At 61.6% G+C, this 16,507-nt stretch carries 11 protein-coding genes; 9 read left to right on the top strand and 2 right to left on the bottom strand.

The features are described 5' to 3' along the window. The first annotated feature begins 92 nt into the window (after positions 1 to 92). The 9 genes from LB535_RS00295 to LB535_RS00250 all read left to right on the top strand — a co-directional run bounded on the left by LB535_RS00295 (position 93) and on the right by LB535_RS00250 (position 15,374). Positions 93 to 866: an SDR family NAD(P)-dependent oxidoreductase gene (locus tag LB535_RS00295; protein WP_224630775.1), complete on the top strand. Its 774-nt coding sequence runs from the start codon at positions 93 to 95 to the stop codon at positions 864 to 866. A gap of 198 nt (positions 867 to 1,064) precedes the next feature. After that, entirely contained in the window at positions 1,065 to 2,387 is a 1,323-nt protein-coding gene (gene hisD / locus LB535_RS00290) for a histidinol dehydrogenase (protein WP_224630774.1), read from the top strand. Between the two features lie 15 nt (positions 2,388 to 2,402). After that, positions 2,403 to 3,428 carry a zinc-dependent alcohol dehydrogenase gene (locus LB535_RS00285; protein ID WP_224630773.1) on the top strand — a complete coding sequence of 342 codons (1,026 nt, stop codon included), beginning with the start codon at positions 2,403 to 2,405 and terminating at the stop codon, positions 3,426 to 3,428. Between the two features lie 30 nt (positions 3,429 to 3,458). Continuing rightward, entirely contained in the window at positions 3,459 to 4,190 is a 732-nt protein-coding gene (hutC, locus tag LB535_RS00280) for a histidine utilization repressor (protein WP_095768633.1), read from the top strand. 315 nt (positions 4,191 to 4,505) lie between these two features. Continuing rightward, the gene (locus tag LB535_RS00275; RefSeq protein ID WP_095768689.1) at positions 4,506 to 5,507 is read left to right on the top strand and encodes an ABC transporter substrate-binding protein; all 1,002 of its coding nucleotides are present in this window, start codon (positions 4,506 to 4,508) and stop codon (positions 5,505 to 5,507) included. Positions 5,508 to 5,535: 28 nt separating this feature from the next. Then, a complete protein-coding gene (locus LB535_RS00270) occupies positions 5,536 to 6,399 on the top strand; it encodes an ABC transporter permease (RefSeq protein ID WP_411969120.1) in 864 nt (287 codons plus the stop codon). 10 nt (positions 6,400 to 6,409) lie between these two features. Continuing rightward, positions 6,410 to 7,192, top strand: a complete 783-nt coding sequence (locus tag LB535_RS00265) for an ABC transporter ATP-binding protein (RefSeq protein ID WP_095768634.1) — start codon at positions 6,410 to 6,412, stop codon at positions 7,190 to 7,192. 368 nt (positions 7,193 to 7,560) lie between these two features. Next, the gene (locus LB535_RS00255; protein WP_318012257.1) at positions 7,561 to 13,275 is read left to right on the top strand and encodes a HAMP domain-containing protein; all 5,715 of its coding nucleotides are present in this window, start codon (positions 7,561 to 7,563) and stop codon (positions 13,273 to 13,275) included. An 11-nt stretch (positions 13,276 to 13,286) separates the two neighbouring features. Continuing rightward, the gene (locus LB535_RS00250; RefSeq protein WP_224630772.1) at positions 13,287 to 15,374 is read left to right on the top strand and encodes a response regulator; all 2,088 of its coding nucleotides are present in this window, start codon (positions 13,287 to 13,289) and stop codon (positions 15,372 to 15,374) included. Positions 15,375 to 15,515: 141 nt separating this feature from the next. Here LB535_RS00250 and LB535_RS00245 read toward each other — a convergent pair whose 3' ends face one another. Both LB535_RS00245 and LB535_RS00240 read right to left on the bottom strand, forming a co-directional pair. Then, positions 15,516 to 16,103: a cysteine hydrolase family protein gene (locus LB535_RS00245; RefSeq protein ID WP_224610024.1), complete on the bottom strand. Its 588-nt coding sequence runs from the start codon at positions 16,101 to 16,103 to the stop codon at positions 15,516 to 15,518. A gap of 28 nt (positions 16,104 to 16,131) precedes the next feature. Next, a complete protein-coding gene (locus LB535_RS00240) occupies positions 16,132 to 16,458 on the bottom strand; it encodes a DUF768 domain-containing protein (protein WP_140839081.1) in 327 nt (108 codons plus the stop codon). Between the last annotated feature and the right edge of the window lie 49 nt (positions 16,459 to 16,507).

The following is a 16,507-nucleotide window of genomic DNA, read 5'->3' as shown; positions in this document are numbered from 1 at the left end:
CAACCCAGTTGATTTGTATATGCTTGTATAGGTAAGTTCGATCCATTAGGCTCAAGGCGAGATCGCCAAGCCGGCCGTCCAAGGAGGATCGCATGCGCAACGCTCCGCTCTTCGACCTTTCGGGCCGGAAAGCGCTCGTCACCGGCGCAAGCCGCGGCATCGGGCGTTCCATTGCCGAGGCGCTGAGCGCGGCCGGCGCCGATGTCGCCGTCACGGCACGCAGCCTTGCCTCGCTTGCGGAGACGACGGCAGCCATCCGCGCCGCCGGCGGGGTAGCGCATGCCATCGTCCTGGACGTCACCGATGTCGGCCGCTGCAGGGCGGCGACGGCAGAGGCCGCCGGCCTGCTCGGCGGTCTCGATATTCTCGTCAACAATGCCGGGATGGAGGAAGTCCGCCCCTCGCTCGATGTCGACGAGGCGCTTTGGGACAGGATCGTCGACACGAATCTCAAAGGCGCATTCTTCTGCGCCCAGGCCGCCGCGCAGCGCATGAAGGACGCCGGCCGGCCGGGCGCCATCATCAATCTTTGCTCGCTCACCTCCGAAGTCGGGATTCCGACGGCTGTGCCCTATGGCTCGTCGAAGTCGGGCCTGCTCGGCATGACGCGCGCTCTGGCGGCCGAGTGGGCGGATCTGGGGATCAGGGTCAACGCCATCGCCCCCGGCTATTTCAGGACGGCAATGACGGAAGTGTTCTACGGCAATGAGGCATGGCGGCAATCGATGCTCGCCAAAATCCCGCAGCATCGCTTCGGCGACCTGTCGGACCTGCACGGGATTGCGGTATTCCTCGCCTCCGATGCCTCGGCCTACATCACCGGTCAGTCCATCCCGGTCGATGGCGGCTTTCTCGCGTCGATCTGAAGATGGCCTCTCATCAGCTGAGCTCGAGTTGGCGGGACGCAGACAATGCTGGCAGCCGTTATGTGTACATGTATATACTTTTGCAGGCTGGCAATGTTCCACCTGCGGCCCTTGCCTCGTATTGCCGGTCTCAAAGGTCTTCCAGGCGTGTGACCGGCCATCGCCAACCGCCACTGCGTTCCGGGAGAAGGAGCAGCCATGTCCGATATCAGCTTCCACGACCTGTCGACCCTCGACGCCGACCGGCGGGCCAGCTTGCTGAGGCGCGCCGAAGCCGATCTTTCGGTCTTTGTCGAAAAAGCCCGTCCGATCATCGAGGCGGTCAGGACCGAAGGTGACGCCGCCCTGCTTCGGTTCGCGCGCGAGCTCGACAAGGCCGATGTGGCCGATGGCGGGCTCAAGGTCTCGGAAGCGGAGTTCGACGCGGCATTCGACAAGGTCGAAAAGGATGTCGTGGAGAGCATCCGGTTCGGTATCGAGAACATCCGGCATTTCCACGAGGAGCAGCGTCCGGAAACGATGTGGCTGAAGGAAGTCCGGCCGGGCGCCTATGCAGGTGACAGATACACCCCGATCGCCTCCGTGGCGCTTTACGTTCCGCGCGGCAAGGGCGCCTTCCCGTCGGTGACGATGATGACCTCGGTCCCGGCTGTGATTGCCGGCGTGCCCCAGATAGCGATCGTGACGCCGCCGACTTCCGATGGATCCGTCGATGCCGCGACCCTGGTTGCCGCACGTCTCGCCGGCGTCGAGACCGTGTACAAATGCGGTGGCGCCCAGGCGGTCGCTGCTGTCGCCTATGGCACCGAGACGGTGAAGCCCGCCGTCAAGATCGTCGGGCCGGGCAGTCCCTGGGTGGTGGCGGCAAAGAGCCTGCTGTCCTCGGTCATCAACACCGGCCTTCCGGCCGGCCCTTCCGAAGCCATCATCTTTGCCGATGATAGCGTCGATGGCGGCCTTGCCGCGCTGGACCTTTTGATCGAAGCCGAGCACGGACCGGATTCCTCGGCCTATTTGGTGACGCACAGCCGCAAGGTCGCCGAGGCCGCGCTTGCCGCGCTGCCGCAGCATTGGTCCCGCATGAGCGAACAGCGCGTCGAATTCTCGCGCGCTGTGCTGACCGGAACGCGCGGCGGCATCGTGCTGACCGCGTCCCTGGAGGACAGCTATCGCTTCATCAACGACTACGCTCCGGAGCATCTCGAGATCCTGTCGAAGGAACCGTTCGCGCATCTCGGGCACATCACCGAAGCGGCCGAGATCCTCATGGGTCCGCATACGCCGGTGACGCTCGCCAACTTTGTCCTCGGGCCCAATGCCGTGTTGCCGACCAGCCGGTGGGCGCGCACGTATGGGCCGCTGTCGGTCACGGATTTCGTCAAGCGCTCGTCAGTCGGTTATGTGACGTCGGCGGCCTATCCGGAACTCGCCCGGCATGCGCGCAGGCTCGCCCGCTACGAAGGCTTCAGCTCGCATGAAAACGCGGTCTCGGAAATCCGCAGCCGCTATCTCTCGGTCTGAGCGGAAGCGAAGACGATGAAGGCCGCGCGACTTTACGGGCCCGGCGACTTGCGCGTTGAGGATATCGCCGCCCCGGGCGTCCCCGATGCGGGCTGGGTGAAGCTCAAGGTGGACGTCGCGGGGATCTGCGGCTCCGACCTGCACAATTTCCGCACGGGCCAATGGATAAGCCGCTCGCCTTCGACGGCCGGCCATGAATTGACGGGCACGGTGATCGCCGTCGGAGAGGGCGTCGACACCATCGCCATTGGCGACCGGGTGGTCGCCGATTCCCGCTTCTGGTGCGGAGAGTGCGCGCAATGCCGTGCCGGCAGGCGCCATCTCTGCACGTCGCTAGGCTTCGTCGGCGAAATATGCGACGGCGGATTTGCCGAACAGGCCGTGCTCCCCGCGCGCCTGTTGCATAGCGTCGATGCCGCGCTTGATGCACGGGTGGCGGCGATGGCCGAGCCGCTCGCCGTTGCGCTGCACGCGGTACGGCGCCTGCCGAAAACAGCAGGCTCGGTGCTTGTCCTCGGCTGCGGGACCATCGGCGGCCTTGCCGCCTTGCTGCTGTCGCGGACGTTAGCGGGCACCGTGCTGATCGCCGACCGCAACCAGGCTCGCTGCGCTCGCGTCGCGCGCGTGACCGGCGCCACGATCGTCGATCTAGACCCGCACGCCATCGCCTCAGCGACTGCGAATACCCCCTTGCTCGCGGCCATCGAGGCGACAGGCAGCGTCGCCGCGCTCAGTCAGTTGCTGGGTGTTCTCGGCCCGGGCGGCAGCATTGCGATGGTCGGCATCTTCCACGGCCGGCTCGACATCGACCCCAACATGCTGGTCGAGCGGGAGATCGCGTTGCTGGGCTGCCACGCCTTCGCCGACGAGCTTCCCGATGCCATCCGGATGCTGGGTGAGCTGAGCGAGCCGCTGATCAGCCTGATCGACCGCGAGATCGGCCTGGATGACGTCCCCGCAGCCTATCGGCGGCTGCTGGAAGGCCAGGGCGACGGCTTGAAAACAATCATCCGGATGCGGCAACCCCTTGAGCATTCCTGATTTTCGTGCTTGCCGGAAAGGACATCTGAAATGAACACTCTGCCCGATACGGCCAGCCCCCTCTACGAGAAGGTCAAGGACTACATCCTGACGAACATCGGAACCGGCCGGTGGAGCAAGGACCGCAAGCTGCCGTCCGAAAATGAATTCGTGGCAGCGCTTGGCGTCTCCAGGATGACGATCCACCGTGCCTTGCGGGAACTGACCTCGGCGGGATTTCTGATCCGGCTGCAGGGCGTGGGAACATTCATTGCGCCGCCGCGGCCGCAATCGGCCCTGATCGAGATCAACAATATCGCGGCCGAGATCCTGGCACGCGGCAACAAGCATCGTTCCGAGGTTCTCGTCCTCGAAAAAATCATGCCGGAAAAGGAGCTTGCGCTGTCCTTCGAGTTCGCCAGGCGTTCGTCGGTCTACCACTCCGTCGTCGTCAATTTCGAGAACGATCTGCCTGTGCAACTGGAAGAGCGCTTCGTCAATCCGAGCCTGATACCCGACTACGACAAGCAGGATTTTTCCAAGACCGCGACCTACGACTATCTGATGCAGAAAACACCGGTGACCGAGGTCGAGCACATCATCTCGGCAATCCCAGCCGATGCCGAGACGGCGCGGCATCTAGGCATCGATGCCGGCAGCTGCTGCCTGCTTCTGCACCGCCGGACGTGGACGGGAGCGATCGTCGCCACGATCAGCAAGCTGACCTATGTCGGCAGCCGCTATTCGCTCGGCAGCCGGTACTCTCCTTCCAAAAGCGGCTGATCGCGGCAAGGCGAGCCCTGTTCCGGCGCAAATCGCGTGACGGACTTCCTGGATGCCATCGGCCATAACGCCATGCGGCAAACGAATGCGGTCTGATGTTCCGAAAGTTGCGAACCCAACCCGTCCAACTTGTATATGCATGTATGTATTTTAGTCTTGACATTCACCGCCGCCGACGTCGAGTATCCTTGCGCTTCCGTTGAAGCGGCAGGTAAGACGCCGAGGCACAGTGCCGCAAGAGCATAAGCCCGCATTCTCATCCAGGCCGGATATGCAGTTCAAAGAGCGGCGCGATCATAAAGGGGAACAGAGATGATGCGTAACCTAGCAGGACAATTTCGTGCACTCGTCGCGGCTGCTGTCATCGGGTTCGCCCCGGCGGCCTTTGCCGCCGACGCGGCCATTCCCGCGACGCCTGAAGCGGGCACCTTCAAGATCGGCATCGAGCCATGGCTCGGCTATGGCCAGTGGCACGTCGCCGAGGCCAAGGGCCTGTTCAAGGCAAGTGGGTTGTCGGACGTCCAAATCGTCAACTTCGCGGAAGACAAGGACATCAATGCCGCGCTCGCGAGCGGCCAGCTCGATGCCGCCAACATCGCGACCCATACCGCGATGGGTATGGTTGCGGCGGGCCTGCCGGTGAAGATCGTGCTGCTGCTCGACGTCAGCATGACGGCCGACGCCATGATCGCCGGCAAGGATATTTCCTCCGTCGCCGACCTCAAGGGCAAGCAGGTCGCCTTCGAGGAGGGCACGACCAGCGACATCCTGCTCAAATACGCCCTTGCCAAGAACGGCATGTCCATCGCCGATGTGCAGCCGGTGCCGATGCCGGCGGCCGACGCCGGCAGCGCGCTGATTGCCGGACAGGTCCCGGTCGCGGTCACCTACGAACCTTATCTCACCGCGGCCAGGGCGCAGAACAAGGACGTCAAGCTGCTCTTCACCGCCGGCGAGGATCCCGGCCTGATCAGCGACGTGCTTGTGGTGCGCGACGAGGTGATCAAGTCGCGACCCGGCCAGGTGCTTGCCATGATCAAGACCTGGGATGCGGCCCTGAAGGACTACAACGGCGATACCGCCGGTGGCCGCGCCATCATTTCCAAGGCCGTCGGTTCCAGTGTCGAGGACCTCAACACGGCCTTCGACGGCGTGCGCTATTATTCTCTCGCCGAGAACAAGAGCGCTCTGACCGGCGAGTTCTCCACCAAGACATTCGCCGATGTCGAAGCCGCCGCCAAGAATGCCGGGCTGCTCCAGGCCGACGTGACACCGGAGCAGATGATCGACCCGTCATTCGTCAAGGCCGCGGAATGACGAAGGCTGCGTCGCGGTGGTAGCGCGGATGTCCGAGCAGCGCGCCGCCAAAACGAGCCAGCCCGGCCCCGCACAAAGATCGGCTGCGCGACCGGTATTGCGCCGCCGATCCTCCGGAATCGGCGCGCCCATCACGCGGTCGCGTTTCCTGATGATCGCCGTGGCCGTTTTTGCCGGCCTCGGCCTTGCCTGGTGGGCGGCAACGGGCCTGGAGCTGGTGAAGCCCATCTTCCTGCCCTCGCCGGAAAGCGTGGCGGGGCAGCTCGGCAAGCTCTGGAGCGACGGCACGCTGTGGCTGGACCTCAAGGCCTCGATATACCGCATCTCCATCGGCTTCCTGATCGCCTCGGCGCTGGCGATACCGATCGGCGTGCTGATCGGCAGCTTCAGGGTCTGGGAAGCCGCCGTCGAGCCGCTGGTGGATTTCATCCGCTATATGCCGGTCGTCGCCTTCGTGCCGCTTTCCATCCTCTGGTCGGGAACCGGCGACGCCCAGAAGTTCCTGATCATCTTCATCGGCACCTTCTTTCAGCAGGTCCTGATGATCATGGACAATGTGAAGCGGGTTCCGACGGATTTCGTCGGCCTCGGCAGGACGCTCGGCCTGCCGGACCGCAAGATCCTGACGCGCATCGTGGTGCCCAGCGCCTTGCCGGGCATCTGGGACACGCTGCGCATCAGCCTGGGTTGGGCGTGGACCTGGCTCGTACTGGCTGAGCTCGTCGCGGCGACATCCGGCCTCGGCTACCGCATCACCGTGTCGCAGCGTTATTTCCAGACAAACACCATCATCGGCTACATCCTGCTCTTGGGCGTGCTCGGTCTCATCACCGACCAGGTGATGAAGGCGCTGGGAAAGGTGCTGTTCCGGCAGGAAGGCCACGCGCAATGAGGTTCGGCCGATGAGTGTGCCCAAACTGCGCATCGAAGGCCTGCACAAGAGCTTTGGCACCGGGGAGCGGCGCACCGAGGTGCTGCGCGACATCAATCTCGATCTTGCCGATAACGAGTTCGTCTCGCTGGTGGGCACGTCGGGTTGCGGCAAGAGCACGCTGCTGTCGATCGTTGCCGGGCTGCAGGATTTCGACGCGGGCGAGCTCGACATCGACGGCTCGCCGATCCTCAAGCCCGGGCTCGACCGCGGCGTCGTCTTCCAGTCCTACACGCTGCTGCCCTGGCTGACGGCGCAGCAGAACATAGAATTTGCCCTCAAGGCCGCCGGCTATGATCGCTCGACCTGCCGCAGGATCGCGCGCGAGCATCTCGACCTCGTCAAGCTGCCGCACTGCGCCGACCTCTACCCGTCCGAACTGTCGGGCGGCATGAAGCAGCGCGTCGCCATCGCGCGGGCGCTGTCCTACCGGCCCAAGATGCTGCTCATGGACGAGCCCTTCGGCGCGCTCGACGCCTTGACCAGGCACCAGATGCAGGAGCTGCTGACGCAGATCTGGGAGGAGCACCGGCTGACCGTGCTCTTCGTCACCCATGACGTGGAGGAGGCCGTCTATCTGTCCGACCGCATCGTCGTCATGGGGATCGGCCCGGGACGCATCATGCGAACCTTCAACGTCGACATAGAGCGCCCGCGCCGGGAAGAGGTCATGGAAAGCGCGGAGTTCATGGACCTGCAGCGCAATGTTCACAAGGCGATCCGCGAAGCTTCAAGACGCCCCGAAATGGCATGAGGCGAGCCGGCCTTGCCGGCTGCCTGCGGTATCGCCCCTCTGCGACTAACATAATCCTCATCCGTCAATAGCTTACGAAGCGGTTCGCCAAAGTTGACAAGAGCCCGCGGGCGGCGGTGTCGCAGCTTCCGATTGGGCTGAATACGCCAAGCAATTCCAAGGCAAAGCAAGCCAAACAACGGGCGAGCCTTCGCGCTTTTTTAAGCGTTTGCCGGCGTGCGGATAAGATTCGATCTCGCGTCGGAACAAATTGGCGCCCACCACGTTGTGGAGCTTGCGGTGAATTGTATACCTCGCCGCGAGGGCGGGACTTCATCTGATCATCAGTTTCTTCAAAAGCAGATGGACTGGGGAGGGGCACTGTGAGCGTGCAGGCATCAAGGGCGCAATTAGATCGTCGTCAGATTCTCAATTCCTTAAAGGCCTTCAGGCGAGGCGACTTCTCCATCCGGATCGATAACATCTACGAAGGAATCGATTCCTATATTGCCGATGCCTTCAACCAGATCGTCGAACTCAACGATCAGGTGACGAAGGAGTTTGAGCGACTGAGCAGGGTCGTCGGCAAGGACGGGAGAATTGGCGAGCGGGGTCATGTCCGCAATGCCACCGGCAGCTGGGAATCAAGCGTCAGGTCGGTCAACGACCTGATCGAAGACATGGTTCAACCGACCGCCGAAGTGGCCCGCGTCATCGGGGCAGTGGCCAAGGGCGACCTTTCCCAGACAATGATGGTCGAAATCGACGGCCGCCCGCTGCGCGGGGAGTTCCTGCGCATAGGCAAGATCGTCAACACGATGGTGGGGCAACTGGCTTCCTTTGCCTCCGAAGTGACACGTGTCGCGCGTGAGGTTGGAACGGAGGGAAAGCTCGGCGGACAAGCGCGGGTGAAGGGCGTGGCCGGCACGTGGAAGGACCTGACCGACAACGTCAACGCCATGGCCACCAACCTTACCGGCCAGGTGCGCAACATCGCCGAGGTGACCACTGCGGTGGCGTCAGGCGATTTGTCTAAGAAGATCACTGTCGATGTGAAGGGCGAGATCCTCGAGCTCAAGAACACCATCAACACGATGGTCGATCAGTTGAACTCGTTCGCATCGGAAGTGACGCGCGTCGCGCGCGAGGTCGGCACGGAAGGCAAGCTCGGGGGCCAGGCGCGGGTCGAAGGCGTCGGCGGCACGTGGAAGGACCTCACCGACAATGTGAACTCCATGGCCGAGAATTTGACCGGCCAGGTCCGCAACATCGCCGAGGTGACGACGGCGGTCGCGCTGGGCGATCTCTCCAAGAAGATCACCGTCGACGTGAAGGGCGAGATCCTGGAACTCAAGAACACCATCAACACGATGGTCGATCAGTTGAACTCGTTCGCATCCGAGGTCACGCGCGTCGCGCGCGAGGTCGGCACCGAGGGCAAGCTCGGCGGCCAGGCCCAGGTTCGCGGCGTCGCCGGTACCTGGAAAGACCTGACCGACAACGTCAATTCCATGGCCGAGAACCTCACCGGCCAAGTGCGCAACATTGCCGAGGTCACGACGGCGGTTGCTTCGGGCGACCTGTCGAAAAAGATCACGGTGGCAGTGCAGGGGGAGATTCTCGAGCTCAAGGATACGATCAACACGATGGTCGATCAGCTGAACTCCTTCGCTTCCGAAGTCACGCGCGTTGCGCGCGAAGTGGGCACGGAAGGCAAGCTCGGCGGGCAGGCAGAGGTGAGGGGCGTCGGGGGCACCTGGAAAGACCTGACCGACAACGTCAATCTGATGGCGGCCAACCTGACTGGCCAGGTTCGAAACATCGCCGAAGTTACGACAGCCGTCGCCCGAGGCGACCTTTCCAAGAAGATCACTGTGGACGTCAAAGGCGAGATCCTCGAGCTCAAGGATACCGTCAACACGATGGTCGACCAGCTGAACTCCTTCGCCTCCGAAGTCACGCGCGTGGCGCGCGAGGTCGGTTCGGAAGGCAAGCTCGGCGGCCAGGCCCATGTGGAAGGCGTCGGCGGCACTTGGAAAGACCTGACCGACAACGTCAACGCCATGGCCGGCAATCTGACCGTGCAGTTGCGCGACGTGTCCAAGGTCGCAACCGCGATCGCGACCGGCGATCTGACGCAGAAGATCACCGTCGATGCCTTGGGAGAGATCCTGCAGATCAAGGATGTGATCAACACGATGGTTGATCAGCTGAATTCCTTTGCCTCGGAGGTGACGCGCGTGGCGCGCGAGGTCGGTTCGGACGGCAAGCTCGGCGGCCAAGCGCAGGTCAGAGGCGTGGGCGGCACCTGGAAGGACCTGACCGACAATGTGAATGCGATGGCGGCCAACCTGACGGGCCAGGTGCGCAACATCGCGGAAGTGACCACGGCCGTGGCGCTCGGCGACCTTTCCAAGAAGATCACCGTGGACGTCAAGGGCGAGATCCTTGAGCTCAAGTCGACCATCAACACCATGGTCGATCAGCTGAACTCCTTCGCCGGCGAGGTGACTCGCGTGGCGCGCGAAGTCGGCACCGAAGGAAAGCTCGGCGGCCAAGCCCAGGTGCGAGGCGTGGCCGGTACATGGAAGGATTTGACCGACAACGTGAATTCCATGGCCGAGAATCTGACCGGCCAGGTTCGCAACATCGCCGAAGTGACGACGGCGGTCGCGCGAGGCGATCTTTCGAAGAAGATCACCGTCGACGTGAAGGGCGAAATCCTCGAGCTCAAGTCGACCATCAACACCATGGTCGACCAGCTGAACTCCTTCGCCGGCGAGGTGACACGCGTCGCACGTGAAGTCGGCACGGAAGGAAAGCTTGGCGGTCAGGCCGAAGTGCGCGGCGTGGCCGGCACCTGGAAGGATCTGACCGACAACGTCAACCTGATGGCCACCAATCTGACCAACCAGGTGCGCGGCATCGCCGACGTCGTGACTGCGGTTGCGCAAGGCAATCTCAAACGCAAGCTGACTGTGGACGCGAAGGGCGAAATCGCCTCCCTGGCGGACACCATCAACGGGATGATCGAAACGCTCGCCACCTTTGCCGACCAGGTGACCAATGTCGCGCGCGAAGTCGGCATCGAAGGCAAGCTTGGAGGCCAGGCACGCGTGCCTGGCGCCGCCGGTCTGTGGCGCGATCTTACGGACAACGTCAATCAGTTGGCGGCCAATCTGACCACGCAGGTCCGCGCAATCGCCGAGGTCTCGACAGCGGTGACGAAGGGCGATCTGACGCGCTCGATCAGCGTCGAGGCTTCCGGAGAGGTCGCCGCGCTCAAGGACAACATCAACGAGATGATCCGCAATCTCAAGGATCAGACGTTGAAGAACGCCGAGCAAGATTGGCTGAAGACAAATCTCGCGCGTTTCTCCCGCATGCTGCAGGGAGAGCGCGATCTCGCCACGGTATCGCGTCTCATCATGTCCGAGCTCGCTCCGCTTGTGAACGCGCAATACGGCGTCTTTTACGTGACCAATCGGGACGAGGAGGAGTCCTATCTGGAACTGGCGGCGTCCTATGGTGCCGAGAGCAAGGCGGCAATCAAGCAACGCCTCGATCTGCGTGAGGGTCTCGTCGGACAAAGTGCTGCCGACAAGCGAGCCATTATGCTCGACAATGTTCCGCCGGACTTTTTGCGCGTCACATCGGGGCTTGGCAGCGCCTCGCCGGCAAACGTCATCATTCTACCTGCCTTGTTCGAAGATGAGGTCAAGGCTGTCATCGAGCTCGCATCCTTCAGCGAGTTCCGCGACACGCACCAATCGTTTCTCAATCAGCTGATGGAATCGGTCGGCATCGTCCTCAACACGATCGCGGCGACGATGCGCACCGAGGGCCTGCTCAAGCAATCGCAATTGCTGACATCCGAGCTGCAGGCGCGTCAGACCGAACTGACGAAAAAGCAGGAGGAACTGCACGCCACGAACGAGGAACTCCAGGAGAAGGCTCAACTTCTGGAGAATGAGAAGAAGCAGGTCGAAAACAAAAATCTCGAAATCGAGATGGCGCGCCGGGCGCTTGAGGAGAAAGCCGAGCAGCTGGCGCTTACCTCCAAGTACAAATCCGAGTTCCTCGCCAACATGAGTCATGAGCTCAGAACCCCGCTCAATTCGCTTCTCATTCTTTCAAATCTGCTTGCCACGAACCAGCAGGGCAACCTCAACGAAAAGCAGGTCGAGTTTGCTCGCACCATCAATTCGGCCGGCACGGATCTTCTCAGCCTGATCAACGACATTCTCGATTTGTCGAAGATCGAGTCCGGCACGGTCTCGATCGACATCAACGATATGCCAGTCGCCCATTTGCGCCAGCATATGGAGCGGACGTTCCGCCAGCTTGCAGCCGACAAGGGTCTGGGCTTTACCATCAATGTCGATCCCGCTCTTCCGGAAACCGTGCGTACGGACGAGAAGCGGTTGCAGCAGATCGTGCTCAACCTGCTGTCGAACGCCTTCAAGTTCACCTCCGAAGGCAAGGTCAGCCTGAGTTTCAGAATGGAAAAGGCGGGACGCCGCAACGGCGCCAAGCTGCCCAGGAAAGCGCTTGCCATAGCGGTGACCGACACCGGTATCGGCATCCCGGAAGACAAGCAGAAATTGATTTTCGAGGCGTTCCAGCAGGCCGACGGCACGACCAGCCGCAAATATGGAGGAACCGGACTTGGGCTCTCGATCAGCCGTGAGATCGCCCGTTTGCTCGGCGGTGAGCTAAGAGTTGAAAGCATTCCCGGCAAAGGATCGACGTTCACGCTCGTCATTCCGATCGATGGTCCCAGGGTTGCCGCCGCCAGCCAGCCGGAACTGCTTCCGGCCACCGAGGCAATCGCGACGACAGCGGCGCCCAGCGGTTTGCCGTCGGCGGAATTGATGGACGATCGCGACGCTATATCGGCGCAAGACAGGGTCGTTTTGATCGTCGAGGACGACCCGACCTTTGGCGGTCTGCTGCTGGGCCTGGCACGGTCTGCCGGGTTGAAAGGCGTCCTTTCGACCGCAGGCTCCGGAACCTTGGCGCTGGCCCGCAAACTGGTGCCGGACGCGATCACGCTGGACCTCGGCCTTGCGGACATCGATGGATGGGTGCTCTTCGACCTGCTGCGCCATGATCCGAAGACCGCCGGCATTCCCATTCATGTGATTTCCGGAGCGGAAGACATCGATAGCCTGGCTCGCAAAGGGGCATCGAGCATCTCGACCAAACCGGTGTCATCCGAAGAGCTGGTGAAGGTGTTCCAGGAAATTCATTCGAGGAACCTGCGCGTCCAGCGCCGGGTGCTCGTGGCTGACTCCGATCCCGAGCGCCGACTTTCCCTGGTCGAGACGATCCGGGACGGCGTCACCTCGGTCACCGCAATCAGTCGCGCGGCAACCGCGGAGGACATCGACCTCGCCTCATTCGATGCGGTTGTCCTTGGGCTTGGAAAGTCTGCCAGGGATAATGCGCGGGCCCTTGACGAACTCACCAACCAGTTTTCAGACGGCCTTCCCCCGCTGCTGTTTTTTGCCCCTCATTCAGAGGCAGTTGAACAGGTGCTGGCGTTGAATCCCGCTTTGTCCTCAGTCCCGCGAGCTGAGAATTTTGCTCAATTGGCTCTCCATATATCTGCGACGCTTCCGGGAGGACTGCGCGAGGAAAGCGGGGCAGGTGTCGAACGAGCTGACAACAGGTCGAATCTTGCGGGCGCGAAAGTCCTGATCGTCGATGACGATATTCGAAACATCTATTCGCTGACGAGCGTCCTTGAGACCTACGATATCGAAGTCCTTCACGCTGAGCGCGGTCGCGATGGGATAGCGTTGCTGGAGGAGAATGCCGACGTCGACGCAGCCTTGATCGACATCATGATGCCGGAGATGGACGGCTACGAGACGATGAGGAGTATCCGCAACACACCCTCCATCGCGCATATTCCGTTGATATCGGTGACAGCAAAGGCGATGAAAGGCGACCGGCAGAAATGCCTGGAAGCCGGGGCTTCCGACTATATTGCCAAGCCTGTCGATCTCGACCTGCTGTTGGCACTGCTGCGGGTCTGGATCGGTCGCTCTCGGGATCGGGTCGAGACATCCCAAAATCTGCTTAGGTCAGTCAGCTGACGGGATGCCCGATGCAAAGGCTGTCGCGGATACGTTCGAAGAAACTGGAGATTGTGCAGTTGGCGGACAATCAGTCAAAGGCACGCATCCTGGCGGTCGATGATGACGAACGAAACCTGTTGGCGATCGAAGAAGTTCTCACTCCACTCGCGGAAGTCGTCGCTGTGCAATCCGGCGAGGAGGCTCTGCGCTGCCTCCTAAAGGAGGATTTCGCCGTTATCTTGCTGGATGTTTTGATGCCGGGCCTCGACGGCTACGAAACAGCCGCGTTGATCCGCCAGCGCGAACAGTCCAGACGAACCCCTCTCATCTTCCTCACGGCCATCAACAAGGAAGATGCTCATATGCTGCGTGGCTACGACGCCGGCGCAGTGGACTATATGTTCAAGCCCTTCGACCCCGCCATGCTGCGATCGAAAGTGGCTGTATTCGTCGAGCTTCACGAAAAGACGCTCGAGATCCAGCGCAATGCGGTCGCCGAACAGGCACTGCTGGCGAAAGCCTTGCAGGCCGAAAAGCAAAAGCTCGAGGCCGAACGATCGCTGCGCGGCGCCGAAGAACGGCAGGAGGCCATTCTTGGATCCTTGCCCGTCTGTTTTCACGCCAGGTTCGCCGAGCCGCCCTTTGCAGCCCGGTTTGTTTCAAAAGGTGTCGAACGTCTGACGGGATTCCCGCCTGAGCGACTGACGTCCGAGCCGCGGTTTGGGCTGAGCCGGGTGCATCCGGAAGATCTACCCAGGGTGCGGGAAGCTTTATTGGCGGCAAAGGTGACAGGCTCCTACACATGCGAGTTCCGCTGGCAGTGCGCCGATGGCAAATATCGTATCTTTCTCGACCAAGGAATCCTGTCGAAAGGTGTCGACGGACGCCGACCTGAAATCCTCGGCACTTTGCTTGACGTGACCGAGCGGCGTGAGCTCGAAAATCAACTTCTTCAGTCACAGCGCCTCGAAGCGGTCGGGAAACTCACCGGAGGGCTGGCACACGATTTCAACAATCTGCTTGCCGCGGTTCTGAGCGGACTAGGATTGCTCGAGAGGCAGCTTACGCTTGACGAGCAAGCAAAGAAGATCGTTGAACTCACTCGCCGCTCCGCGAAGCAAGGCGCCGAACTTGTCAACCGCATGCTTGCCTTTTCGCGGCGTCAGAATCTGAAGCCGACGGCAGTGCGGCTGGCCGCGCTGGAAGATACGATGAACGGCTTGGTGGCTCCCGTGCTCGGCGGCCTGATCCGCTTTGAGTGGGAGGTCGACAACTCCGTTTGGCCCGCGCATGTCGACGTCGGCCAATTGGAGTTGGCGTTGATGAATCTGGTGTTCAACGCGCGCGACGCGATGCCCTCCGGCGGGACAATTGCCGTGCAGGCGCAAAATCGGGTCATCAAAATACCTTCCGAAGACCTGGCGGCCGGAGAGTATGTAGTCCTCACCGTCAAGGACACCGGTGCCGGCATCCCGAAGGAGATTCTGACCAAGGTCGTCGAACCGTTTTTCACGACGAAGCCCGTCGGGAAAGGCACCGGGCTGGGTCTCAGCACGGTATACGGTTTCATGAAGCAATCGGGCGGCGCGCTCCGCATAGACAGCCTCGTCGGGCGCGGAACATCCATGGAGCTGTGGCTGCCGCGTTCAGCGGAGCAGCCTTCCGACAATGTGGCAGATCTGGATGGAGAGAGAGTCCTGGTCGAGACTGCAGGGAAGGCTTTCCCTTCGCTTCTATTGATAGACGACAGCAGCGGATTGCGGCAGCTGACCGCGGAATCGCTTCGGCAACACGGGTTTACAGTGACATGCGCAGCAGGGGGTGCCGAGGCGCTGGCAATTATTGAACGGACACCGCATGAGTTCGACGTGATTGTCACCGATTTCGCAATGCCGCTCGTGTCCGGAGTCGAGGTAATTCGCTTCGCGCGCAACCTGCGCTCCGATTGGCCAGCGGTTATGATAACCGGCTATGCCGACGCTGAGGCAATTTCAAACCGCCCATCGGACGTGCCATTGGTCAACAAGCCGTTCCGGGAAAAAGATCTCATCGAGATCATCTTGCGGGTCAGCGCCTTGAAGCCAGTCGGCGGCCGGCCGACTGCCGGCTCCGGTTAGATCAAGACTTGGCAGTGGCCAACCGGTCTTTCGCGCTAGACGACCGCACCTGCTGATACGACTGAGCATTCGAGGGACGGCTGCTCATCCGTTGGCGGGCGGCACCTTGGCCGGCATGTGCCGGGCGAGATGAGCGATGAGTCAGCGCCAGAAATCCAGAACCTCCTCCGCAGCGGCGACTTCGACATGATGCGAATATCGCGTCGTGAACAGCTTGAGTATATTTTCGTAGGCTTCGTCCGATGTGCTGCAGATCGCATCCTCGACCAGGATCGTTCTGTAACCGAAGTCGATCGCTCCGAGCAGCGTCGCCAACACGCACATGTCGGCCTCGCCTCCGCTGACGATGAGCTCGGTCACACCTTCCGCCTGAAGGCTCCGGTGGAGCTCGCCCGTCAGCCAAGGTGAGTAAACGGGCTTATCGAAAACGCGGGCCGGCGGCACGAAATCACGCAGTTCGGGCAGCAGCTCGAGGCTCCCCGGGCCGGCACATTCGATAGTCATCTGCGACCAGCGCTCATAGTATTGACGCCAATGGCCCTGGCCTTCGCCAGGTCTTCTCGCCGTTATGAACCTGGTGAAAATCGTTCGCTCCGGCCTGCCGTCGACAAGCGAAAGCACCTTCGGCAGGATGGCGGGCAGCCACTCAACCGCCCATGGCCCAGGCGGTAAGAACATCATCTGCATGTCAACGCAAATGTGGACGGCTCGTGTTGAGATTGGCGTCATCGCGATCCAAACTTCCCTGCCGTGAAAGCTAAGCCTTTGTGTCACCGAATGCTTGCGCCGTCGGAGCGGTGTCGACGCCCGTTTCGCGGCCGGCCTCGGCGAGGAGCGCGTCGGCGAGGTACTCTTTCAAATCGCCGACCTCATCGCTGATTTCTTCCGCGAGGATGCCTTCCCGCTCCGCGTCCGCGATGCAAGCTCTCGCCAGTCTTTCTGCCGCGGCCTCCGGGGATGCTTCGGCGGCCGGTCTAACCGCATGCCCCTCGATCCACTCCTCGACGAAGTGTCCCGGTTTGTTGACGAGGATATCGACCTGGTCTGGGTTGACTTTAGGCGCAGGGAGAGTGTCGACCTTCATGACTTGAACTCCGGATTTGTGAATTACAAACGCGGACGCTTAAGCAAGG

Source organism: Mesorhizobium sp. CA10, assembly GCF_020165285.1.
In the GTDB taxonomy this organism is placed as follows: domain Bacteria; phylum Pseudomonadota; class Alphaproteobacteria; order Rhizobiales; family Rhizobiaceae; genus Mesorhizobium.
The sequence above is the reverse complement of the archived record's forward strand: the minus strand, read 5'-3'. Positions and strand labels throughout refer to the sequence as shown.

Bases quoted from the DNA above. Each gene is read 5' to 3' on its own strand.
- LB535_RS00295 (WP_224630775.1), top strand. From the start codon at position 93: ATGCGCAACGCTCCGCTCTTCGACCTTTCGGGCCGGAAAGCGCTCGTC.
- hisD (WP_224630774.1), top strand. From the start codon at position 1,065: ATGTCCGATATCAGCTTCCACGACCTGTCGACCCTCGACGCCGACCGG.
- LB535_RS00285 (WP_224630773.1), top strand. From the start codon at position 2,403: ATGAAGGCCGCGCGACTTTACGGGCCCGGCGACTTGCGCGTTGAGGAT.
- hutC (WP_095768633.1), top strand. From the start codon at position 3,459: ATGAACACTCTGCCCGATACGGCCAGCCCCCTCTACGAGAAGGTCAAG.
- LB535_RS00275 (WP_095768689.1), top strand. From the start codon at position 4,506: ATGCGTAACCTAGCAGGACAATTTCGTGCACTCGTCGCGGCTGCTGTC.
- LB535_RS00270 (WP_411969120.1), top strand. From the start codon at position 5,536: ATGTCCGAGCAGCGCGCCGCCAAAACGAGCCAGCCCGGCCCCGCACAA.
- LB535_RS00265 (WP_095768634.1), top strand. From the start codon at position 6,410: ATGAGTGTGCCCAAACTGCGCATCGAAGGCCTGCACAAGAGCTTTGGC.
- LB535_RS00250 (WP_224630772.1), top strand. From the start codon at position 13,287: ATGCAAAGGCTGTCGCGGATACGTTCGAAGAAACTGGAGATTGTGCAG.
- LB535_RS00245 (WP_224610024.1), bottom strand. From the start codon at position 16,103: ATGACGCCAATCTCAACACGAGCCGTCCACATTTGCGTTGACATGCAG.
- LB535_RS00240 (WP_140839081.1), bottom strand. From the start codon at position 16,458: ATGAAGGTCGACACTCTCCCTGCGCCTAAAGTCAACCCAGACCAGGTC.